Source organism: Microbulbifer sp. MKSA007 (assembly GCA_032615215.1).
Taxonomy (GTDB): domain Bacteria; phylum Pseudomonadota; class Gammaproteobacteria; order Pseudomonadales; family Cellvibrionaceae; genus Microbulbifer.
Map to the genome: position 1 here is coordinate 4483184 of CP128433.1, position 19191 is coordinate 4502374.

Consider the following 19191-nt stretch of genomic DNA (forward strand, 5'->3'; position numbering starts at 1 on the left):
AAACTAATGAACGGGAAAAGCTTCATACTCAAATCTGCGGTCTCCGCTCTGCTGCTATTAGCCCTGAGTGCTTGTGGCGGCGGGGGCGGGGGCAGTTCCAGTAGTTCCAACAGCAGCGGCAGTTCCGGTGGTTCCGGTGGTTCCGGTGGTTCCGAATCCAAAACCTTCTCTAGCAGCATTACCGCCGTGAATATTAGCCGAAAAGATAGCGGTGATTCGCTGCCAGTATCTGAATTACCTGGTGAAGGTGCAGAAATTACGCTAAGCGAATGAATTGCTTTTGGGTATAGGGGGCTGAAAACCCTTTTTGACACCTATGAGCAAACGCCAGCTGTAGCATTCCACTTTGGATTCTGTCGCAAACTTTGCGACAGAATCCAACAATAGTCACTCTATAAGCCACCCTTATACTTTGCTCAAAGATATCTTTAGCTGTTTAGAGTTTCTTAGCCTTCTCACCACAGGTAGTTAGTACACCACAATCAAAGGCTTATTATTTCGTTAACCTGAGTAGAAACCTTATCAAAGAAGGGGCTTGGATACCCCAACTACTGGGCCAGGCCAGCTCTCAGGAGCATCAGCCAATCAGCACCCTATACAACTCGCACCTGCACAAAAATAGTCCCCAACTCCCGTAGTTTGCTCTATTGGGTAGACTCATTAACGGGCTATCAAATGCACGAAATTTTTAATTAATATTTACCAAAAAATAAAAAAATATTTTCAACCGTTAACATCTCCTCTAAAGCGAAAAAGGCCAGCCGCTAGGTTAGCCTTTTCTATCACTTGCCAGTGCTCGACTCCAAGCCCCCCACGTCCTCACGCAAAATCTTTTCGGGTAATTCTTTCACGTTTTAGGTACTACTTAGCGATAAATTCCAGAATTAAATTTACTACCTAGGGTAAGAGCCGCACTAGTGAAAAACCCAAATCTATTAATAATAGACTTTGCCATCACCTTGGCTGTCAGTGATATATCAATAAAGCTCTACACTCTATACTTCAAGCACCCTTAAAAACTTAAATAAAGGACTGCCATGAGCAAGTCTGAGCACGAAGCGTTTATGCAAGCAGCCATTGAGGAAGCGCGCAAGGGCTTGGCCGCAGGAGGTGTTCCCACCGGCTGTGTAGTAGTGCGTGATGGAGAAATTATCGGCAGAGGCCACAATCAGCGTATCCAACAGGATAGTGTTATCAAGCATGCTGAAATGGACGCATTGGAAAAGACTGGAAGGTTACGAGCGGTCGAGTATCAAAAGTGCACGCTTTATACGACCCTTTCGCCCTGCCCTATGTGCAGCGGAGCCATACGTCTATACGGCATTAGGAATATTGTTATCGGTGAAAACAAAACCTTTCAGGGAGATGAACTATTACTCAGATCTGAAGGCATAAGCCTAACCATCCTAAATAATTCTGACTGTATTAATCTTATGAATGAATTTATCCAGCAGCACCCTGATATCTGGCATGAAGATATTGGCGAGTAAAAAATATTAAAATATTGAATGAAAGTGGAATTAAATCAAAAACAATAAAAGAATTATTTCTGTACATAGAGAGTGAGCATTCAACCCCTCGATTTTATGAGTACCCCACTATCCAAAGCCTCGCTACAGAGCGAGCTAGAAATACGTGATTAAAAGATAACCCAGCTAACACAGAGCCGGCATGCATTAGCTCAGTTTATTGGCGAACTTCTACCAGATAGGGGTTAGCTTTTTTCTTTTATCATTTAGACCAGAGTCGTGCGGGTTTCCCGTCATGAATATCGTGCCACATCGCATTTTCATCCCCACCAAAAAGCCCAGTCTTATCCGGCTCTTCAAAATCTGATAACAGCTTTTGGCACGTTATTTAGCCCTCTCCTTCCTCCGCTTTTCATATCCAAGGGAACGTTTTTGATCTGTCACACAATACTCATCCAGTAGCAATAACCTCAAGAGCAATGGATAAAACCTTTGCTGCTGCAATAGTCCCGTAACTTTTCACCGAAAGGCTCCATTTAGAACATCCCAATAACGGCGCAAAAAATGTTATCAAAAAAAGACTTCAACATTTTCCCTGATAATGCCTTCGACTTTGTTGGCTGGTGCCTTTTTAAAGAGTAACTTAGGGCGGGTGGCAATTTTCTAGTAGGCCTGATGTTCGATTGCCGCATCAAAGAGGGCTCGTGGTGTTACCCGGCCACTCGCCTTTTCAAAAAAATCAAACTAATGAAGATTACGGAGCATCATCATGGAAGAGACTCTCACACTCTCTCCCGACAGCCTGCAGCGCCGCCTCAAAAAGCAAACCGCGTCCCTCACACTCTCTCCTGACGACCTGCAGCGCCTGCTAGGCAAGCAAGCCTCACAATTAGATAGTTCGACCTCTCTCTCTTTCGAATTCACGCCAACATCTCAAACAGACCCACTGCGACGTGACCCCGTCCTGAGCAACCTATTGCAACATGAAGCTCGCATGCTCAAGTGGCTCGGTGAATCTGAAGGCAATGCACGCCAATTTGCGCTCGACCCAATTTCGACCTTTCAGCGGGTATGCGACCCGAACCCCGAGCTGGTCGAGGAGCTGCGCGGCCTGTTTGACCGAGAAGAGCCAAGCGACTTAATTGAAGAAGAAATTGAACAGCAGCAAGGTCTGCAAGAAGTTGAATCCTCGCCAGACCCAGACCTTTCGCAAGGCTGGGACTTGATCAGTGCCTCGACCCAAGGAGCGGTCAACAATTGGATTGGCGAGCTCTTCGAAGGCGACTCAGGCCAATGGTCCTTCAGCGGAAGTGTCGGCAAGGGCCCCGCCAAGGTTCGCTACGAATTCGCATTTGATTTTCCCGCCTTCATTGATCCCGAAGACCAAAAGGCGACGCTCGACCTGCCCATCACAGGGTTCATCAAGTTCCCAGGTATCACAAGCAACATCGAAGATGCGCAGGGCCAAAGCCCCGGTCACGCCCGGCTCATTCTTGACCTCAACAAAATGCAAGCCAGCGCCAGCATCAACCACTATGGGCAAGTCACTGCGACCATCCAAAAGCCCAACTGGGACATGATGGAACTTGACCTCAGCGATATTCAACTCTCAAAGTCGATCAAGGGCCTCGACATTACCGACGCGGTGAAAGGAGCAGTCGACCAACTCATCTCAAGTTTTGATTGGCCCATCACATACACGGTTGCTCAACACACTCCCCTACCCGCCGGGAACCTGGACATCGGAGTGATGTATACAGCCTTTGATGGCGGCTCCGACCCAAACTTGTTCGGACTTGGGATATGCCGTGGGAATCGCCAGCCAATAGACGCGCTTCTACCACAGACTATCCCTAGCAACTGTACATCGGCACTCATCGTATCCAACGACATCATTTTGACTTCGGTGGCCGCGGCGATTGCTGAAGCAACGCCACTGACCTCTTCGCAGCTGACGGTGACCGATACCTACCCCGAAAAAATGTACCTCAACACCGACGTCGAGGATGTGATTGAGGGTGCGCATATCAAAATCAAGGAAAATAACCTCCAAACGGCGTTCAACAACGACGGCGATCTTGTTATCAGTGCCGACATCAGAGTGAAGCGTGGGGCCATGACCCTGTGGGTCTACCAGACCCTAAAGCTCTCTGCGACGATAAGCTTCAACGCCTACGACGATGTGCTCAACATTCAGGTGAAAACAAAAGCGAAGCTCCCCTTCTGGTGGGCGTTCGTACCGCTTGGCTGGGTCCTTCAATTGATCATCTCGATTCTGAGTTCGAAGAAAGGGAGTGTCGACATCGCGATTCCCGGCTTCCAGGTCAAGAAGACGAATTCGCCCGCTTATCTCCAGGTTGGTGGTGATTGGGCCTATATGCCAATCAAGCTTCATTCCACCCCAATCGCGCCTCCGAATATTCAGATGATGCAGATCAATCAGCAGCTGGATGAAAACGGCGGAAGGTTCCGGTTTGACTTCAGTAGATACGGCTCAGAAGTGACGAGCTTTATCGTTGCCGCCACCTACTGGTTCTTCAAGTACGAAGGAAGCACGGACCACCAGACGCAAACGCTGGGCCTGTCACTCACCCAGGTTCACAACAAGAATGCCGTCCTCACCGTCACTCCTGACGCCACTTTGTACGGCCAGAAGAAAGGTTTAAGCCCCTCAGCCTCCCAATTGACATTGTCCTGCATCGCAGTGGTCGACGGCCCCAAAGACGGTGTGATCTTACCGAGAACCATCACCGGTATCCCCGATGAATCAACCAGCCCATACATCCCCCTCGATGAGCCAGAGGCTTATGCTGCCCTTGGAGGCTGGGCGTGCGAGTACCACAAGGACAACGACCCGAGCGACCCCCCAAAGTCACACCATGTTCGCACCATTGAGCTCGATGCAACCACCGCGGTTCCTAATAACTACGAAGTGGGTATCCAATCGACTGCACAGATGCACGATGACTCGGGCAACAATGCCATCGCATCGATTGATGGCAATCTCATTGAGCTGAGCAAGAGCCCCCCTCTGATCGCAAAGTACGTGACAAACCTCCAAAAAACGAGTGATGACGCGTATGTTGAGATGGGCCAGCCTATAAGCGACGCAGCAGTGTTCCTGTCTGGCTATCGCGTCCACTACGACAGCAGTGACCACGACATCCGGCAAGTCGGCGGAGGTTCGGAAACCTACTCCACGTCAGGCTCGCAGGTCATACTGCACAATCCACACGCACTGATCGGCGACGGCGACTCGGGGAACAGCAAGCACACTCAAGAAAACAGCGAATCACACGTGTCGTTTCTAATTATCGCAGTACCGGAGTAAATCGCGCGGTTGCTCGGGTGGCCATTGCACGCCCGGGCAACCCATGCGATACCTGGCGACCGCTAGGCTGGTATTTGGTAGCACTCGACTGCTAGGGAGCCTCTGAATAACTCCGTAATGCCTCTGCGAGTCTTCAAGGCCAGCCCTTCGGAGCTTGCAGAGTTATTCAGAGGCTCCCTAGACATTCTCAAGAGGAAGGTTTACTCGTATCAGTAGCAGCTATCTATTCAGGTTGGAGTATCAGCCTAAATTTACACAATAATTTACCACTTTCTACCGGATAACTGATTAGGCTCCCCCGCATAATAAAGTTTTTGATCATCGCTATCCTCAGTGACATTGCGGAAGCAATCCACATTTATCTATAGCTTCTTTATTAATCATTCTAAATTTAAGGATGGTAAATAATTGATAATGCTTTTACATTTAAATGCGAACAACTAAAGGTCTTCTGGTCGACTATAAGATCGAATTAAAATCAGCAACTTTTAATTTGATACTTTTTTACGATGTCGAACAAAATTTTTGAAAATAGCTTGACTGAATTATTCTGTGCTTTATTACCTACAGTTAAATAAAGAGACACTGTATAGGAAAATCCATGAATCATATCAATTTTACATAGCTTATTTGACTGAACATCCTCGGCAACCATGTGCACCGGCAACCTGCCATAACCAAGCCCCCCTTTACAAGGCGATAGGCCTCGTTCAAGTTGGAAACGGAGCATTTCACATTTGGTGAAAGCCAACCGAAAGAAACATCCATCGACCCGGAGTCTGCTACTAGAACTTGAGTCTCTCTCTTCAGTTCATAATAAGAAACATTTTTTTGGTTAGATAAGCTATGTTCTGGGCTACACACTAAGATAAATTCAACATCTAGCAATTTATCGCTTAAGAAACCGGGGGTGGGGTCATACCGATACATAAATCCACCGCATTATTAAGAAGTAACGCATTAGTTCCAGACATCGCTTGCTCCTTTATAGACAAGCGGACATTTTTTTGCTGGCTGTGAAATAATTTTAAAGTAGCATCGAGAATACTCTTTGGAAATGAAGTATCTACTGCAATACTCAACGTAGCTGCCGCCCCCTGTTTTAGCTGGCCAGCTAGATTCTCAATGTCATAATGTTGTCTCAGTAACACCTCAACTTGCTCACTCAAAAGCAAACCGGCATGATTTAATTTGGTTTTCCTTCCATCTTTTTCAACCAGAGTTAAACCTAGGGTATCTTGAAGTTCTTGTAGCGTATAACTAATTGTGGATTGACTCTTGCCAAGTTGATCAGCAGCTTTTGATACTGAGCCTTCCTTCCTTAAAGCATCCAAAGCTTCTAACTGTTCGAGCGTGGTTTTCACGGAAGTACACCATATATCGATAGATTCGATCCATATTATCTTTGCCGTAACTACTAAGCAAACATGATGTAGGATTTCTCGCGTTTTAATAATTACCGGAAATGTCTACAATGCTTAAATCCATTACTACACTGCTGGCTGGTGTAGCTTTTACTGTGAATGCGATTGCCCAAGAGCCCGTGTGGGATGGCAATACAATCATCCTTGAATCTCAAAAGGTTTCAGATGGCATATATGCTGTAATACCTTCAGATGCCTCTGAAAAAGCTGGCAGTGGCTATCCTATTGCAACAAGTGGCGGATTTGTTATCGGCGAAAACTCTGTTCTGGTGATAGAGTCAATGATAAATGAGCGCCTTGCCGAACAAATGATATCGTTGGTCAAGGCTGAAACAGATAAACCCATCAAGTATTTAGTTAATACAAGTTATCACGGTGATCACTCATATGGAAACTATGTTTTTCCAAGCAGTGTATCTATTATCCAGCATGAAAGTGCAAAGGATTATGTAGATAACTACTTCGAGCAAGATACTGCGTTCATGATTAGTAACTTCGGTGAAGGCAGGGGAATTGAGGATGTAATACCCAAAACCGGCGATATCTTAGTCCCCAAAAACGGAAGTATTTCTATTGATTTAGGAGGCAAAACTGTAGACATAGATGATTTTGGTTTTGCTCAAACTGGCGGCGATCTATTCGTCTCCGTTAAAGGAGAGAACATACTTTGGACAGGTAATCCCGTAGTCTCTACCAAACCTGCCTTACCTTGGCTGCTTGATGGCCATCTATTAGAAACATTAGCGACCATGAAATATGTATATGGCGCAATAAATGAATCTACACTAGTTATCCCTGGTCATGGCCCAATTACAAACCGTTCAGCAATAAAATGGCATATTGATTACTTGACTGCACTTAAAAATAAAGTGGAAAAGGCAATTGCAAGAGGACTATCCCTTGAGGAGACAGTTGAGAAAGTTCAACTGCCAAAATACCAAGGGTATGCCCTTCACGGGTGGGTTCACTCTGGATTGAATGTCCCCGCAGCATATAAAGAGCTTTCCTCTTCTAAAGTTAAATAACCCTCTGATCTCATTCCTCCATAAGCGCTTACTATACCTCCTGAGTAGGTAGGTGAGCGCTTTCAAATCTAAGAAATCTAGTATGTCATATTCAAAATATGTATGGCGAAAACGCCTAATCTTAATGGGTGCCGCCACGGTTTTGGCTGCATGTAAAAACGCAACCATCGCAAATGAGGGGATGATAGAAAATTTCGACAGCGCCGTTTATGCGGATATGATCATTATTAATGCAAAGGTAACGACCCAAGATAAGAATAAGCCAGTTGCCCAGGCCATAGCGGTTAGAGATGGAAAAATTCTGGATGTAGACACCGATGAAATAATACATCAGTACAGAGGTGAAACGACTGAAGTTATTGATGCGAAGAATAGACGAGTTATACCGGGCTTGATCGACTCTCATTCACACTTCTTGCGTAGCGGATTAGCATATACAAGGGAGTTACGTTGGGACGGTGTGCCCGATCTAAAGACAGCTTTAAACATGTTGTCTGAGCAAGCAAGTAGAACACCAAAAGGTGAATGGGTAAGAATTATAGGTGGCTGGTCTCCATGGCAATTCAAGGAAAAACGGTTGCCAACTATTGTTGAAATTAATAAGGCAGCTCCCGACACCCCAGTATATATTCAATATTTCTATAGTGTTGGAATGCTTAACCAAGTGGGCATGGATAAACTTGGAATCAACAGAAATACGGAAGATCCAAAGGGCGGAAAATTCGTACGTGACTCACATGGAACACCCACAGGGTTAATGCTAGCACAGCCACATCCTGGAATTTTTTACGGCAAGATCGCAGCTCTGCCAGACACTTCAGAAGAAGTAAAAGTAAATTCAACAATTCACTTATTTCACGAACTGGCAAAATTTGGTTTAACGTCTGTTATTGACGCTGGAGGTGGCGGGTTCGGTTATCCCGATGGATATAGTGTCGCAGAAAAACTGGCCACAGAAGGAAAACTACCACTGAGAACATCCTTCTATTTATTTACACAGAATCCAGGGAAAGAGCTGGAAGACTACCACAATTGGACAAGGGGAAATAAAGCGGGGACAAACACCGACAGTACTAAAGAGCACGGCTTTGAAATTGATGGAGGAGGTGAGTATCTACTATGGAAAGCTGGAGACTTTGAAAATTTTAGATCCGACAGACCAGTGTTGGATGCCGATATGGAAAAAGATCTAACACCAATTATTGAGTTACTGGTAGAGCGTAGATGGCCATTTAGGATTCATGCAACCTATGATGAATCAATTACCAGGATTTTAGACGTTATTGAAGACGTAAATAGCTATAAACCGCTTCGCGGACTTCGATGGTCGATTGAACATGCCGAAACGATAGGCCTGAATAATATAGAGCGTATAAAGTCACTTGGTGGCGGCGTTGCCATTCAAAGTCGTATGGTATTCCTTGGTGATGACTTTTCTGAACGGTATGGAGCTGAAAAGGCAAAAGCTACACCTCCATTGAGAATGCTTGTCGATAAAGGTATCCCTATTGGTATGGGTACTGATGCCACACGGGGCTCAACCTTTAACCCTTGGCTAGGCCTACATTATTTAGTCACCGGTGAAACCGTCAGTGGCCGCAAGCTCTATGAGTCATCAAATCTTTTAACGCGAGAAGAAGCGCTCAGACTTTATACAGTTGGCAGTGCCTGGTTCTCAGGAGAAGAGCATATCAAAGGAAGGTTGTCTAAAGGTCAATTAGCAGATTTTGCAATTTTGTCGAAAGATTACATGGAAGTCCCCCTGGAAGAAATCAAGTCAATCAGATCTGTACTAACTGTTGTAGATGGAGAGGTTGTATATGGAGATGGGGATTATCAGTCTTTATCACCAAAACTAGAGCCCCTTCTGCCTAGTTGGTCACCTGTAAAATTCTATGGCAGCTACTGGCCATAAATAGCTTCCACAGAAAGGCCACCTTAAGTAGTGGCCTTTATAAAGAGAGTTAAGCCTTGACTTCCCTTGCCCCATTCAAAAATAAACTGTTTTTGATCATTTGGACTGCAACATTAATCTCAAATACAGGAACATGGATTCATGAGATTGGTGCAAATTGGCTAATGATTTCACTAACCTCATCACCATTTTGGATCGCTATGGTTCAATCTGCAGCATCCTTACCCACACTATTTCTTGCGATTCCAGCTGGTGCCTTCGCAGATATTGTCGACAAGAAAAGATATTTAATAATATTACAAATATGGATGTTCCTGCTTACCTCCATATTATGCCTTCTTACAGCAACCGGATCGACATCTATTTTATCGTTACTGACGTTAACCTTTTTAATTGGTATCGGAACTGCATTAATGGTCCCAGTCTGGTCTTCTATAACACCACTAATAGTAATCAAAGCAGACTTACCCCAATCCATAGCCCTAAATAGCATGGGAATTAATCTGGCAAGAGTGATTGGTCCAATACTCGGCGGAGTACTTTTGATCTATTTTAACCTGGAGGTACTTTTCGCTTTAAACGCTATTTCTTTCTTATTTGTAATAATGGCTCTTAGCTATTGGACACCGAATAGAAACGGCGCAACAAATCAACATAGTGAGAATTTCGTATCAGCAATAAAAAATAGCCTGAAATACATAAAGCGAGAATCAAAACTTCAACACGCACTGGTTCGAGCGTTGTCGTTTTTTATTTTTGCTAGTACTCTATGGGCGTTACTCCCCACTTTTTCATCTCAATTATATACAGACGATCCAAAAGCATACAGTTTATTAATGTCATTTTTAGGGCTCGGTGCGGTAAGTGCTGTGTTTTTCACCAATAAGCTCCGCACAATCTTTAAAGTAGATAATTTACTATGTATCGCATCTATTGGCTATGCTACATCCATGTTATTACTGTCATTTCTAACCAGCTATATCCATGTATTAGTAGCAATGTTCACTGCGGGATTTTGCTGGTTACTCTTTTTATCTCCGCTTATTCTGGCTACTCAGGAAATGCTACCAAATTGGATAAGGGCAAGAGGAATGTCATTTTTTATGGCAACATATATGGGCGCTATGGCTATAGGAGGTATGCTCTGGGGAAAAATAGCTTCCTACGCAGGAATATCAAATACGCTGCTAATTGCTTCATGTTTTTTGCTCGTCGCAACAGTATTTGTAAGAAATCAGCTTGTAGGCCCTGCAGACCAGGAGGCCTTGAATATCCCCTAGCAGAGTAGACCTAAAACTCTTATTTTAATAACTTATGATACCAATAAGGAGCTCCCACTATAGCCTTGAAAAATCAACTGTCATTAAGCTTGAAAAAAGTAAACCCATAATAGCTATTCTCAAAGGTACAGAAAGCACCCATGGAAGGGGTATAAGCTTTTAATCCCGATCGAGACAAAACACTTATAAACACCATTAAACTCTAATACACAACTGCAAAAAAACCTAAAGACAAGCAACTCGCTATAGTATTTTTCACAAGAATAGTTGAGTCCAATACATATTAGTTTCCTAACTGTTATCTAATTTAGCCCTCCCAGAAAGACAACTAAAAACTAATATAAGCCCACTTATTGGAACAATAAAACAGATACGACACTGTAACCCGGCACCTCATTTTAACACCACCTGAAAATATAATATTCCACTCTATTATTTTTGTATCAACATATCTAACAATGACTGGAATCCACTTAACCCAGCCAGCTTCCTCTGACAATTCTAACAAATCGAACGAATACATCTATATATTCATATTTTACTACTGCCGATATGGCTTTAAACTTCCCCACATGGGTCTTTATCTGAACTATGTTCGTCAATAGTCTCCCTTTGAAATTTAAAAGTGGAGCATGAATAGACACAATCAATCTGATGAAGCCTTTGATCCTACCCATCAACAACGAAACCGATTAATTCAAGGAATTTACTATGTTAAAAGGTATTAGAGAATTAAAGTTCTCAACATCTGGTGAACAGGGTTCTGATGGAGCCGGAGTAAAGTTAACTCGCTTGATTGGGACACAAAACCTGGAAATGCTGGACCCCTTTCTTCTATTGGATTCATTCGAAAGCGACAACCCCAATGAATATATTGGAGGCTTTCCCAACCATCCGCATAGAGGTTTTGAAACTGTAACTTACATGATAAATGGAAAAATTAGACATAAAGACAATATGGGAAATGAGGGCATTATAGAGCCAAATGGCGTGCAATGGATGACTGCAGGTAAAGGTGTCATACATTCGGAAATGCCTGAGCAAAAAGATGGATTGTTAAGGGGCCTTCAACTATGGGTTAATTTGCCTAAAGATAAGAAAATGATTGATCCTGACTACCAGGAGTTTGAAGAAAGTCAAATTTCGTCTGAAGCAACTACAAAAGGCCAAAACATCAAAGTCATTGCAGGGACAACTAATTTTGGCACAAAAGGTGTTGTGGAAAATAGATACGTTTACCCCACCTATATTGATGTAACCTTGGCGCAAGACCATAAATTTGTACAGAATCTAGAAGAAACACATAATGCATTTATTTATGTAATTGAAGGTTCTCTAAATACGGGATCAAAGAAGTCAAAGCTGGTTGAGCGTCAACTAGGCATTTTAACAAAAGGAAGTAAAGTTTTAATCGAAGCCGGTGGTAAAGGTAGCCGCTTCATACTGGTTGCGGGGAAACCTCTAAATGAGCCGGTAGTTAGGGGCGGCCCTTTCGTAATGAATACAAAGGAAGAGCTTTTTCAAGCATTTTATGATTTTAATAATAACACGTTTTAGAATTATCATGTGATTCTACTGACCAAGGGCACTATAACTTGGAAATATTGAAACCGATGGTACTTTTTCAAAGGTACTATAAAATCTAGAAATGGATTCCTAAAGGTAATCAGGATGTACTGAAATAGTTCGATCAGATTTGAGTATGGCATAAATGAGTATGGATAGAATTCGTAACCCAGTATTCGAGCCTTTCATACAATATTTCTTAAGACCACAAATTAGTCTGTCCCGTAGCGATTATGCGTGCCACTATTTTCTGAGTTCACAAAATAAAAACCGCAAGACCCACGTAGAAAATAATCACCTTTATTATAAGGGGCTCTAATGCCACAACATCAATATAACCTACAAGCCCCCCTGCCGGTATAGTAGGCCAAGAGCAAACCAGGGGGAGGTTATCAAATGTGTTATTGATGGAGCAGCAAGATGATCCACTTATCGTATACGGGAGTTTCAACCACTACTTAAAGCCAATTGTTATAAAATAGTTAGAGTTACAAGCTTTCTGTCTAGCGCCAAGTTTTCAAACCTTTAGCTTTCCTATAGGCTAGTGTCACTCATTAGAATGAAAGTAACTAAAAGAGAATATTGAATAAAGTTTAATTCAGGTAGCAGATTGCATTGACCTTCAAGTTACCTGGAGTTGGTTCTGGTAATAAGCCATTTAAAGGTCGGTAACTCATTAACTTAAGAGTTGCCTGGTTTGTGGCGACTTATTTTTGATCTCCGGTCTTGACACACCTACACCAAGTTTCATTGAATGCTACTCAGGACCACCACTCCTTGCGCAAACCATGTAAGGGTTACAATGTATCGACTAATTGATTAAATGAACTGGAAAATAGGGAAATCGAAGTATGACCAACGCATGGATGATCCGCGCCGGGCGCGGTGGTATTTACAGTGAAGACTTCGAGAAAGGCTTTGCCGCAGTGGGTTGGTCACAGCTGGGAGACCTAAGCCAGTATTCAAGCACCGAGCGCTTGCGGGATGAATACATCAAGATTTACGGTAATGATAAACCCTCGGCTACCGCCAACGCCCTAGCCATGATCCTGAAGTTTCGCGATCAGATTGCCGCTGGCGATTATATTGTGAGCTACAACCCGGAGACACGGAACTACCTGTTGGGCGTCGATAAAGGGGAGTATCTCTACCAACCGGATATTATCGGCGACTACGCCAACCTGCGTAAGGTGGAATGGCTCGGTAAAGTCAGCCGCGACCAGCTGCCACAAAAAGCCAAGAACTCCCTCGGCTCAACCCTCACCCTCTTCTCCCTAAGCCAGGAAACCATTGATGCCTTCCTAACCATATTCGAAGGCCGTACGCTAGCGCCGCAGGAAGACGAGGCCGCAGAAACTGATAGCGCACAGCTCAAAGACGAAACCGTGGCCCAGAGCCATGAGTTAATCAAAGACAAGATCGCCGCACTACTGCCCGAAGAAATGGAAGAGCTGGTTGCGGCGATACTGCGCGCGATGGGCTTTAAGGCCAAGGTATCCCCCAAGGGCCCTGATCGCGGTGTGGATGTGATCGCCTCACCGGACGGCCTGGGCCTTACCCAGCCTCGCATTAAAGCCGAAGTGAAACATCGCGATGGCTCCATGGGCGCCCCCGCCATACGCGGCTTTATCGGCGCCCTGCGGGAAGGGGATTCTGGCCTGTTCGTCAGCACCGGCGGCTTCACCCGCGAAGCCCGCTACGAAGCCGACCGCTCCACCTTCCCCCTCACCCTAGTGGATCTCGATGACCTGGCCGATCTTATCGTCAGCCATTATGAAAGCTTCGATTTGGAAGGCAGGGCACTAATGCCTCTGGTGCGTATTTACTGGCCGGTGGATTAAGACAGGCGGGCTAGTACCGTGATCGAATATCGCTATCCAGAAGAGAAAACCGTTGCCCTGTTTTTTGCTGAATTACTGCAAGATTCAGTGGCAATGGATATTTTAGAACGTGGATATGTAACCACTTCAGAAGAAGCCACTCATCTCAGTAAGTTCTTCTGGGCCATGGTTGAGAAATCCGCACAAGAGCCAGAGCTACCTTGCGAGGCCAGCTCTGAATCTTGGCTAGAAAAGCTGTACAACAGCTTTGGCGGATACCTTTTCGAAAAGGGTTATGAGCAGCAGTGGGATGATGAAATTGATAATGCCTAAACTTCAACATTAGAACCATATAATAATGAAAAGCTGCTTTTAAAACTTTTATGGTCTCTGAAAATACTAACATCACCCTACCTAAGCCTTCTGACATAATGCCTAGCGAAAATTCTCAACTTCCTCTACACCTCGAAAACTCTTTAAAAAGTAGAATATATATCGAGGCTTACACATAGTGATGAAATTTAACGAACATGAACTTGCCATCAAAGATATAGCAATTCACTACTCCCACAAGCTAAAAAACCAACTGGCCGAAGACATTCTACTTGGCAAGAGAGATATCACTTCAGCTGAAGAAACTAAACTACTGACTCAGTTTTTCTGGCAAATGGCAGATCAGGCAGCTAAAGATTATCAAAACGATGGACAACCAGATATTGATGTCGACCTTGAGGATTGCATGGAAAAGCTAATGAATATTTTCATCGGCTATACCAAAAGAGCAGGCTTTAACCAACAATGGGTTGAAGAATCCAATAAGACTAACAGCACTTAAAGTTGTTTTCACCATCGAGTCCAATGCCAGCTATTACCGGCCTTTCATCTATCCGTTTCTCTAGCGCTATTATTCTCGGCGGCTCAATAAAACTGGCCAACAGTTTCCCGCCATCAGTGAACTAAAATCATCAATAATTCTTCTATCTATTTTTTCTTCATAGACATAATAGACAATAAATCTCGGCTGCTTACCAGTGCCTAACTTTGACTCTTCATAAAAACAGAAGGAAAAGTGTTGAATAACCTCATCACCGTCTACATCTTCATAAGCCACAGTAAGAGAGTCCCATGAAGGCGAAGATATACCCTTAAGTAATTCTTTTTGGGCACGCACATTATGGTCCTTGTAAGCAACAGTCAAACCTGCAAGCTGGTTGCTGGACACATGGAAAGACAGTTTCGTATCACCAAATGTTTCCGGTAGAGAATACATAAAATCTGCTTTATCCGCTTTTAATACGTCAGGAACTCCTGCCTGCGCAATCATAGAAAAAGAGGCTAGCAGCAATATTAAAATTCCACTCTTCATCATCCACCTTTCAGCTCTTTTGATAAAACCGCCCCACCTCATCAAAGAGGCAAGAAATTCTAGCAAGTTAAAAATACAAATCACATCAACTAGAAAAAATCTACAGACCAATATACCAATCACCTGTGAGATATAGAACCAGACAACCAATAAAATATAGGCGCACAAATAATCTTATTGGATTTTATTAAGTTTTCTTCAGCGTCAAAGCTGCGTAGAATCGAAAGATATTTATCAATATTTTGGGCCGTGATCAAACCGGCTTCGACAAGCCAGCAGCCCAAGATAAAACAAGAACATCAAGAGTTATATAAAAGACCCATTCTCAAAGGAGAACGGTAGCGTGACGTAAGAGTAAGTAAAAGGCGCTGACCCAGGGTGCGGCAACACCCGGGGCCAGCTAACCAAATTGATACCATAGTTATCAAAGTGGCTCCATGAATGGTACGCTAGAAACCCGCTCGTCTTCAATAAAAGGTTGCAAATTCAGTAACCTGAGGCGATTCCCCAAGCACTGGGAGTCTAGCGCCCGCCTTTTCTTCTTTTACGCCTACCGTTCTCGCGCCCCTCCTAATACCTGCAACCGTTCTTACTTTCCTGGCCTTCCCGTTGCGGGAGGTTTGCCAATGCTTTGCGTCTCATTAGGAAACCAATATGTTGATTTTAAACCGCCGTACTGGCGAGAACCTCAGGATTGGGGAAAACGTCTCAATCACGATATTAGAAGTTAAAGGTAATCAGGTGCGGGTAGGTATAATCGCTCCCAAATCCTTACCGGTTCACCGTGAGGAAGTTTATAGGCGTATCCGAAAGGAACAGAAAGTGGACGATGGAAATGATTGAGCAACGGATACTTCTCATCATTTCTAAATAAGATAGCGGGCTTGGTACTCTTCAAACCAAGTATCAGCAACGCTGCTCCCGAGACGCATGGATGCTATTGCATATAATTCATACTCAGAGTCGGTGGGATGCTCCAAGGCGAGCGAAAGTAATACGGGCACCTGTACAACTTTGTGAAACCAAGTTTTCAAAGTCTTGGTGCCCTCTTCGCTCCAAAAGGGTGAGGGTGACTCACCCTGGGTCAGTACATCTACCTGGCTTGCTAAAAATTCGATGATGCATTGCCGGGAATCAGGAGAATCATCTTCCCACCACTCCCTAAGCTCCTTGGAAATATCGCATCCTGCACAGGCAAGTGTGGCCAAGCAGGTTTCTACATTACCGGCATCCCAGCGTTCCGACTGCCACCATGCGTTTAAAAATAGAGTCACGGCCCTTCGCTCAGGCTCTAGCCACATATTCCAGTCTGCATATACAAGTTTGCCGGCGATGATCTCGCTATAGCTCGTTAATGGCGTATCAGTGGCAATAAGCTCAAGAATCCTGGGTAGGAAATGCTTGAAATCTTCGACCCCACCCCAGGTGGTCATAGCTTTATTGGTATATCTCTCAAGATCACTGCTGGTAAGTTCGCCCAGAGGTGCACTATTTAGCGCTTTATGGTCTTCCTCTGAGATACAGCATGGACAACCACTGACATGTGCGGAACGCGGGTACCGAGCGAAGGTATCGTAGGCATTCTCAATAGCGGCCTGTAACGCTGGAGACAGTGACTTCATAAGTTAACCCAGTAAAACTAGAATGTGGCTTTAAAGGCAGTGGTTAGCAATATTACAAGGCCGTAGTTGAGGATTCTAGAAACTTATCTTGGCAATCTAAGAAGTACCTATATACCAACAAGCAGTCGCTTAGTGGTGTGTCCGTTGTCGCTGGGCAGGATCATCGATCTGAAATAAAGCCACCTCAAGGAAGTGGCTATAAAAACCAGGCAATGAGCCCACAACTGCTTTTCGACTATCCTCGGTAAATCATTTTCTTAAGCCGCTTGAGGTTAAATTGATAAAGCAAAAGCCGGCAAAATACGTTGCTCTATCAAGCCCAGGGTTTTGTCATCATCTCTGTGGCCGGTGACGGCAATTACCAAATCAAGGTCTTCAATAGCCATGACATACTGGCCACCACCGCCCCAGCCAAACTTTGCGATATATTTCTTGTTGCCAACCTTCAGAGGCGTTCGCCAGAAGAAGTAGCCGAACGAAAAATTGGTATAGTCAAACTCATCATCTGTGGGAACAGCCACTTTTCCAGTGGCCTTAGCAATAAACGCTTCAGGGATTAACTGATCGCCATTCCATCTGCCTTTATTGAGTACCAAGGTGCCCCACTTAACCATACTGCGAGATGTCATCATGGCCCTTGACCCTGCCTGGGGCACGCCACTGACGGCTTCCTTCCAGTGATAGTTGTCGATCCCCATCTTCTCTAGCAGCTCTTCTTTAATAAAGTCGCTCGCGGAACCGGGAACCACAGCATCCAGCACCAACATTACAATCATTGGGTCTGAGCCTTGGTATAAGTAGGTTTGCGATTCTGAGGTTATCGGTTTGCTATGGCTTAAATAGATTTGGGCCAGCTTTTTTCCTGTCAAATGCTCTGGATTTTCCAGTAAGGCATCCCGTTTTTTTTCATCAATACGAATTCCAGATTGCATACTCATGGCATGGCTCAATGTCACAAGATCTGCGCCTTTAACAAGCTTCGTCCTATCCAGCCCTTTCAGGAGGGAAGTGACGGGCTTGTCTAAGTCTTCCATGGTTAAATAGCCCAACTGTATCGCCCGCCCAATCGCCAGGGCTGTATAGGCCTTGCTGGCAGAGGCTTGTGGGTGCGGAAAATTAACACGACCAAGGGAGTAGTAGGATTCAAATACCAGTTTGTTATTTTGAGCAATTAGTAGGCTATCGTAGGGTGTATGTTGGTTGTCTGCTATTTCCTGTGCCAGTTTTTCCAAGCTCTCTTTGATGGTATCGATTTCACCAACAGGAATACCGTCTTTTCTATCCGCTGGGGCTGTATCAATAAATGCTTTTTTAAGCTTGGGAATTGATCTCTCCAGGCCTGTGAGGTCGCTACTATAGTCGGCCATATTGACTTCTGGTGCTTGTAGGTCTCCTGCGCTTACAGTAGTACATATCCCGTACGTTAACCCGATTGTGATTAGCTTCTTGATTAGCATTTTATATCCTGTATTTAATTTTTAACGATATTATTAATATGGATCGATATAATATTGATTAGTGTTTCACTTTATCCGCAAGCCAATAAATACTGCGTACTGAAGTCTTTGGAAACGCCGTTGTGTGATTAGCCGATTCAATAACCACTGGTTCTATGGATAAGTTAGCCAGCTTTTGGCTCTTTAACTCACTAACAAACCTTTCTACCGTCGCACCCAGCTCCTCTTCTAAAGCGCCGTAGGCAATAAATACATTGGTTTGTTTTGGTAGTTCTATCAATGGTTTGTTAGGCTCTAATTCAAGACGAGAATCCATATAAGTGCCTATCAATCTTGATGGACTGCCGATAATGTAGTTCTGAAAAGTATCCGGTTGACTTATTAAGGCATAGACTCCAAAGAGACCACCAAATGAGTAACCGAAATATGTCCGATTATCTGGATTCGCGCGGTAATTGCTTTCGATATACTTTATAACGTCATTTCTGATAAAGGCGAGATGCTGATGGGCCTCTCCTTTAAAGGATTCTTTATCGTTAGCTTTATCATCTAAGGGTAGTGCTGGTTTAAAGTCCCGATATCGACTCGACCATTCATTTTCATCAGCTGGCATACCTTTCCGCCAGCCAATGCCCACCAAAATTGCATCTTCCAGTGCATACTCTGTGGTGGCCGATAGTATTTCAACCGCCCACAAAGCATCTGTATAATAAATGACCGGATGCTTTTTGGTGTCACTCTCCTCATATTTCTCAGGCAGCTTGATATACAGCTCGTATTCCCTGTTATTGCCGGAGTCCTGAATGGGTATCACTTGGATTGTGGATAACTCCAGGGCTTTATGCTCACCTGCTTCAAGGGCAGCGATAGGTAGCAACAGGAGAAAGGCGACTAGTAAACGCTTTTTCATATCAGT

The 19191-nt window shown here is 44.2% G+C and carries 16 protein-coding genes; 11 read left to right on the plus strand and 5 right to left on the minus strand.

What is annotated here, in order from left to right; all coding sequences use genetic code 11:
- Positions 1-6 precede the first annotated feature (6 nt).
- The 3 genes from QT397_22875 to QT397_22885 all read left to right on the plus strand — a co-directional run bounded on the left by QT397_22875 (position 7) and on the right by QT397_22885 (position 4800).
- Complete coding sequence (locus QT397_22875; GenBank protein WNZ55658.1) at positions 7-273, plus strand: hypothetical protein; 267 nt, start codon at positions 7-9, stop codon at positions 271-273.
- Between the two features lie 764 nt (positions 274-1037).
- Positions 1038-1490 (plus strand): nucleoside deaminase, encoded by a 453-nt coding sequence (locus QT397_22880; protein ID WNZ55659.1) that lies wholly within the window; start codon positions 1038-1040, stop codon positions 1488-1490.
- A gap of 748 nt (positions 1491-2238) precedes the next feature.
- A complete protein-coding gene (locus QT397_22885; GenBank protein WNZ55660.1) occupies positions 2239-4800 on the plus strand; it encodes a hypothetical protein in 2562 nt (853 codons plus the stop codon).
- 896 nt (positions 4801-5696) lie between these two features.
- Here the strand turns inward: QT397_22885 and QT397_22890 are convergent.
- A complete protein-coding gene (locus QT397_22890; protein ID WNZ55661.1) occupies positions 5697-6164 on the minus strand; it encodes a LysR family transcriptional regulator in 468 nt (155 codons plus the stop codon).
- A 110-nt stretch (positions 6165-6274) separates the two neighbouring features.
- On the opposite strand from QT397_22890, the gene QT397_22895 reads away from it, so the two are divergent.
- From QT397_22895 to QT397_22925, 7 genes are all read left to right on the plus strand, one after another.
- A complete protein-coding gene (locus QT397_22895; protein WNZ55662.1) occupies positions 6275-7249 on the plus strand; it encodes an MBL fold metallo-hydrolase in 975 nt (324 codons plus the stop codon).
- Between the two features lie 82 nt (positions 7250-7331).
- A complete protein-coding gene (locus QT397_22900; protein WNZ55663.1) occupies positions 7332-9164 on the plus strand; it encodes an amidohydrolase in 1833 nt (610 codons plus the stop codon).
- A 56-nt stretch (positions 9165-9220) separates the two neighbouring features.
- Positions 9221-10444 (plus strand): MFS transporter, encoded by a 1224-nt coding sequence (locus tag QT397_22905; GenBank protein WNZ55664.1) that lies wholly within the window; start codon positions 9221-9223, stop codon positions 10442-10444.
- Positions 10445-11155: 711 nt separating this feature from the next.
- Positions 11156-12001, plus strand: a complete 846-nt coding sequence (locus tag QT397_22910) for a pirin family protein (protein ID WNZ55665.1) — start codon at positions 11156-11158, stop codon at positions 11999-12001.
- Positions 12002-12861: 860 nt separating this feature from the next.
- Positions 12862-13851: a restriction endonuclease gene (locus QT397_22915; protein WNZ55666.1), complete on the plus strand. Its 990-nt coding sequence runs from the start codon at positions 12862-12864 to the stop codon at positions 13849-13851.
- 18 nt (positions 13852-13869) lie between these two features.
- Positions 13870-14163 carry a hypothetical protein gene (locus QT397_22920; protein WNZ55667.1) on the plus strand — a complete coding sequence of 98 codons (294 nt, stop codon included), beginning with the start codon at positions 13870-13872 and terminating at the stop codon, positions 14161-14163.
- 181 nt (positions 14164-14344) lie between these two features.
- Positions 14345-14665 (plus strand): hypothetical protein, encoded by a 321-nt coding sequence (locus QT397_22925; GenBank protein WNZ55668.1) that lies wholly within the window; start codon positions 14345-14347, stop codon positions 14663-14665.
- A 69-nt stretch (positions 14666-14734) separates the two neighbouring features.
- On the opposite strand, the gene QT397_22930 is transcribed toward QT397_22925, so the two are convergent.
- Positions 14735-15199 carry a hypothetical protein gene (locus tag QT397_22930; protein WNZ55669.1) on the minus strand — a complete coding sequence of 155 codons (465 nt, stop codon included), beginning with the start codon at positions 15197-15199 and terminating at the stop codon, positions 14735-14737.
- Between the two features lie 651 nt (positions 15200-15850).
- Here QT397_22930 and csrA point away from each other — a divergent pair.
- Positions 15851-16039 (plus strand): carbon storage regulator CsrA, encoded by a 189-nt coding sequence (gene csrA, locus QT397_22935; protein WNZ55670.1) that lies wholly within the window; start codon positions 15851-15853, stop codon positions 16037-16039.
- A 23-nt stretch (positions 16040-16062) separates the two neighbouring features.
- On the opposite strand, the gene QT397_22940 is transcribed toward csrA, so the two are convergent.
- The 3 genes from QT397_22940 to QT397_22950 form a co-directional block, all read right to left on the minus strand.
- A complete protein-coding gene (locus tag QT397_22940; protein ID WNZ55671.1) occupies positions 16063-16818 on the minus strand; it encodes a hypothetical protein in 756 nt (251 codons plus the stop codon).
- Between the two features lie 272 nt (positions 16819-17090).
- Positions 17091-18185 carry a serine hydrolase gene (locus QT397_22945; protein ID WNZ55672.1) on the minus strand — a complete coding sequence of 365 codons (1095 nt, stop codon included), beginning with the start codon at positions 18183-18185 and terminating at the stop codon, positions 17091-17093.
- Between the two features lie 148 nt (positions 18186-18333).
- The gene (locus QT397_22950) at positions 18334-19185 is read right to left on the minus strand and encodes an alpha/beta hydrolase-fold protein (protein ID WNZ55673.1); all 852 of its coding nucleotides are present in this window, start codon (positions 19183-19185) and stop codon (positions 18334-18336) included.
- Positions 19186-19191 lie beyond the last annotated feature (6 nt).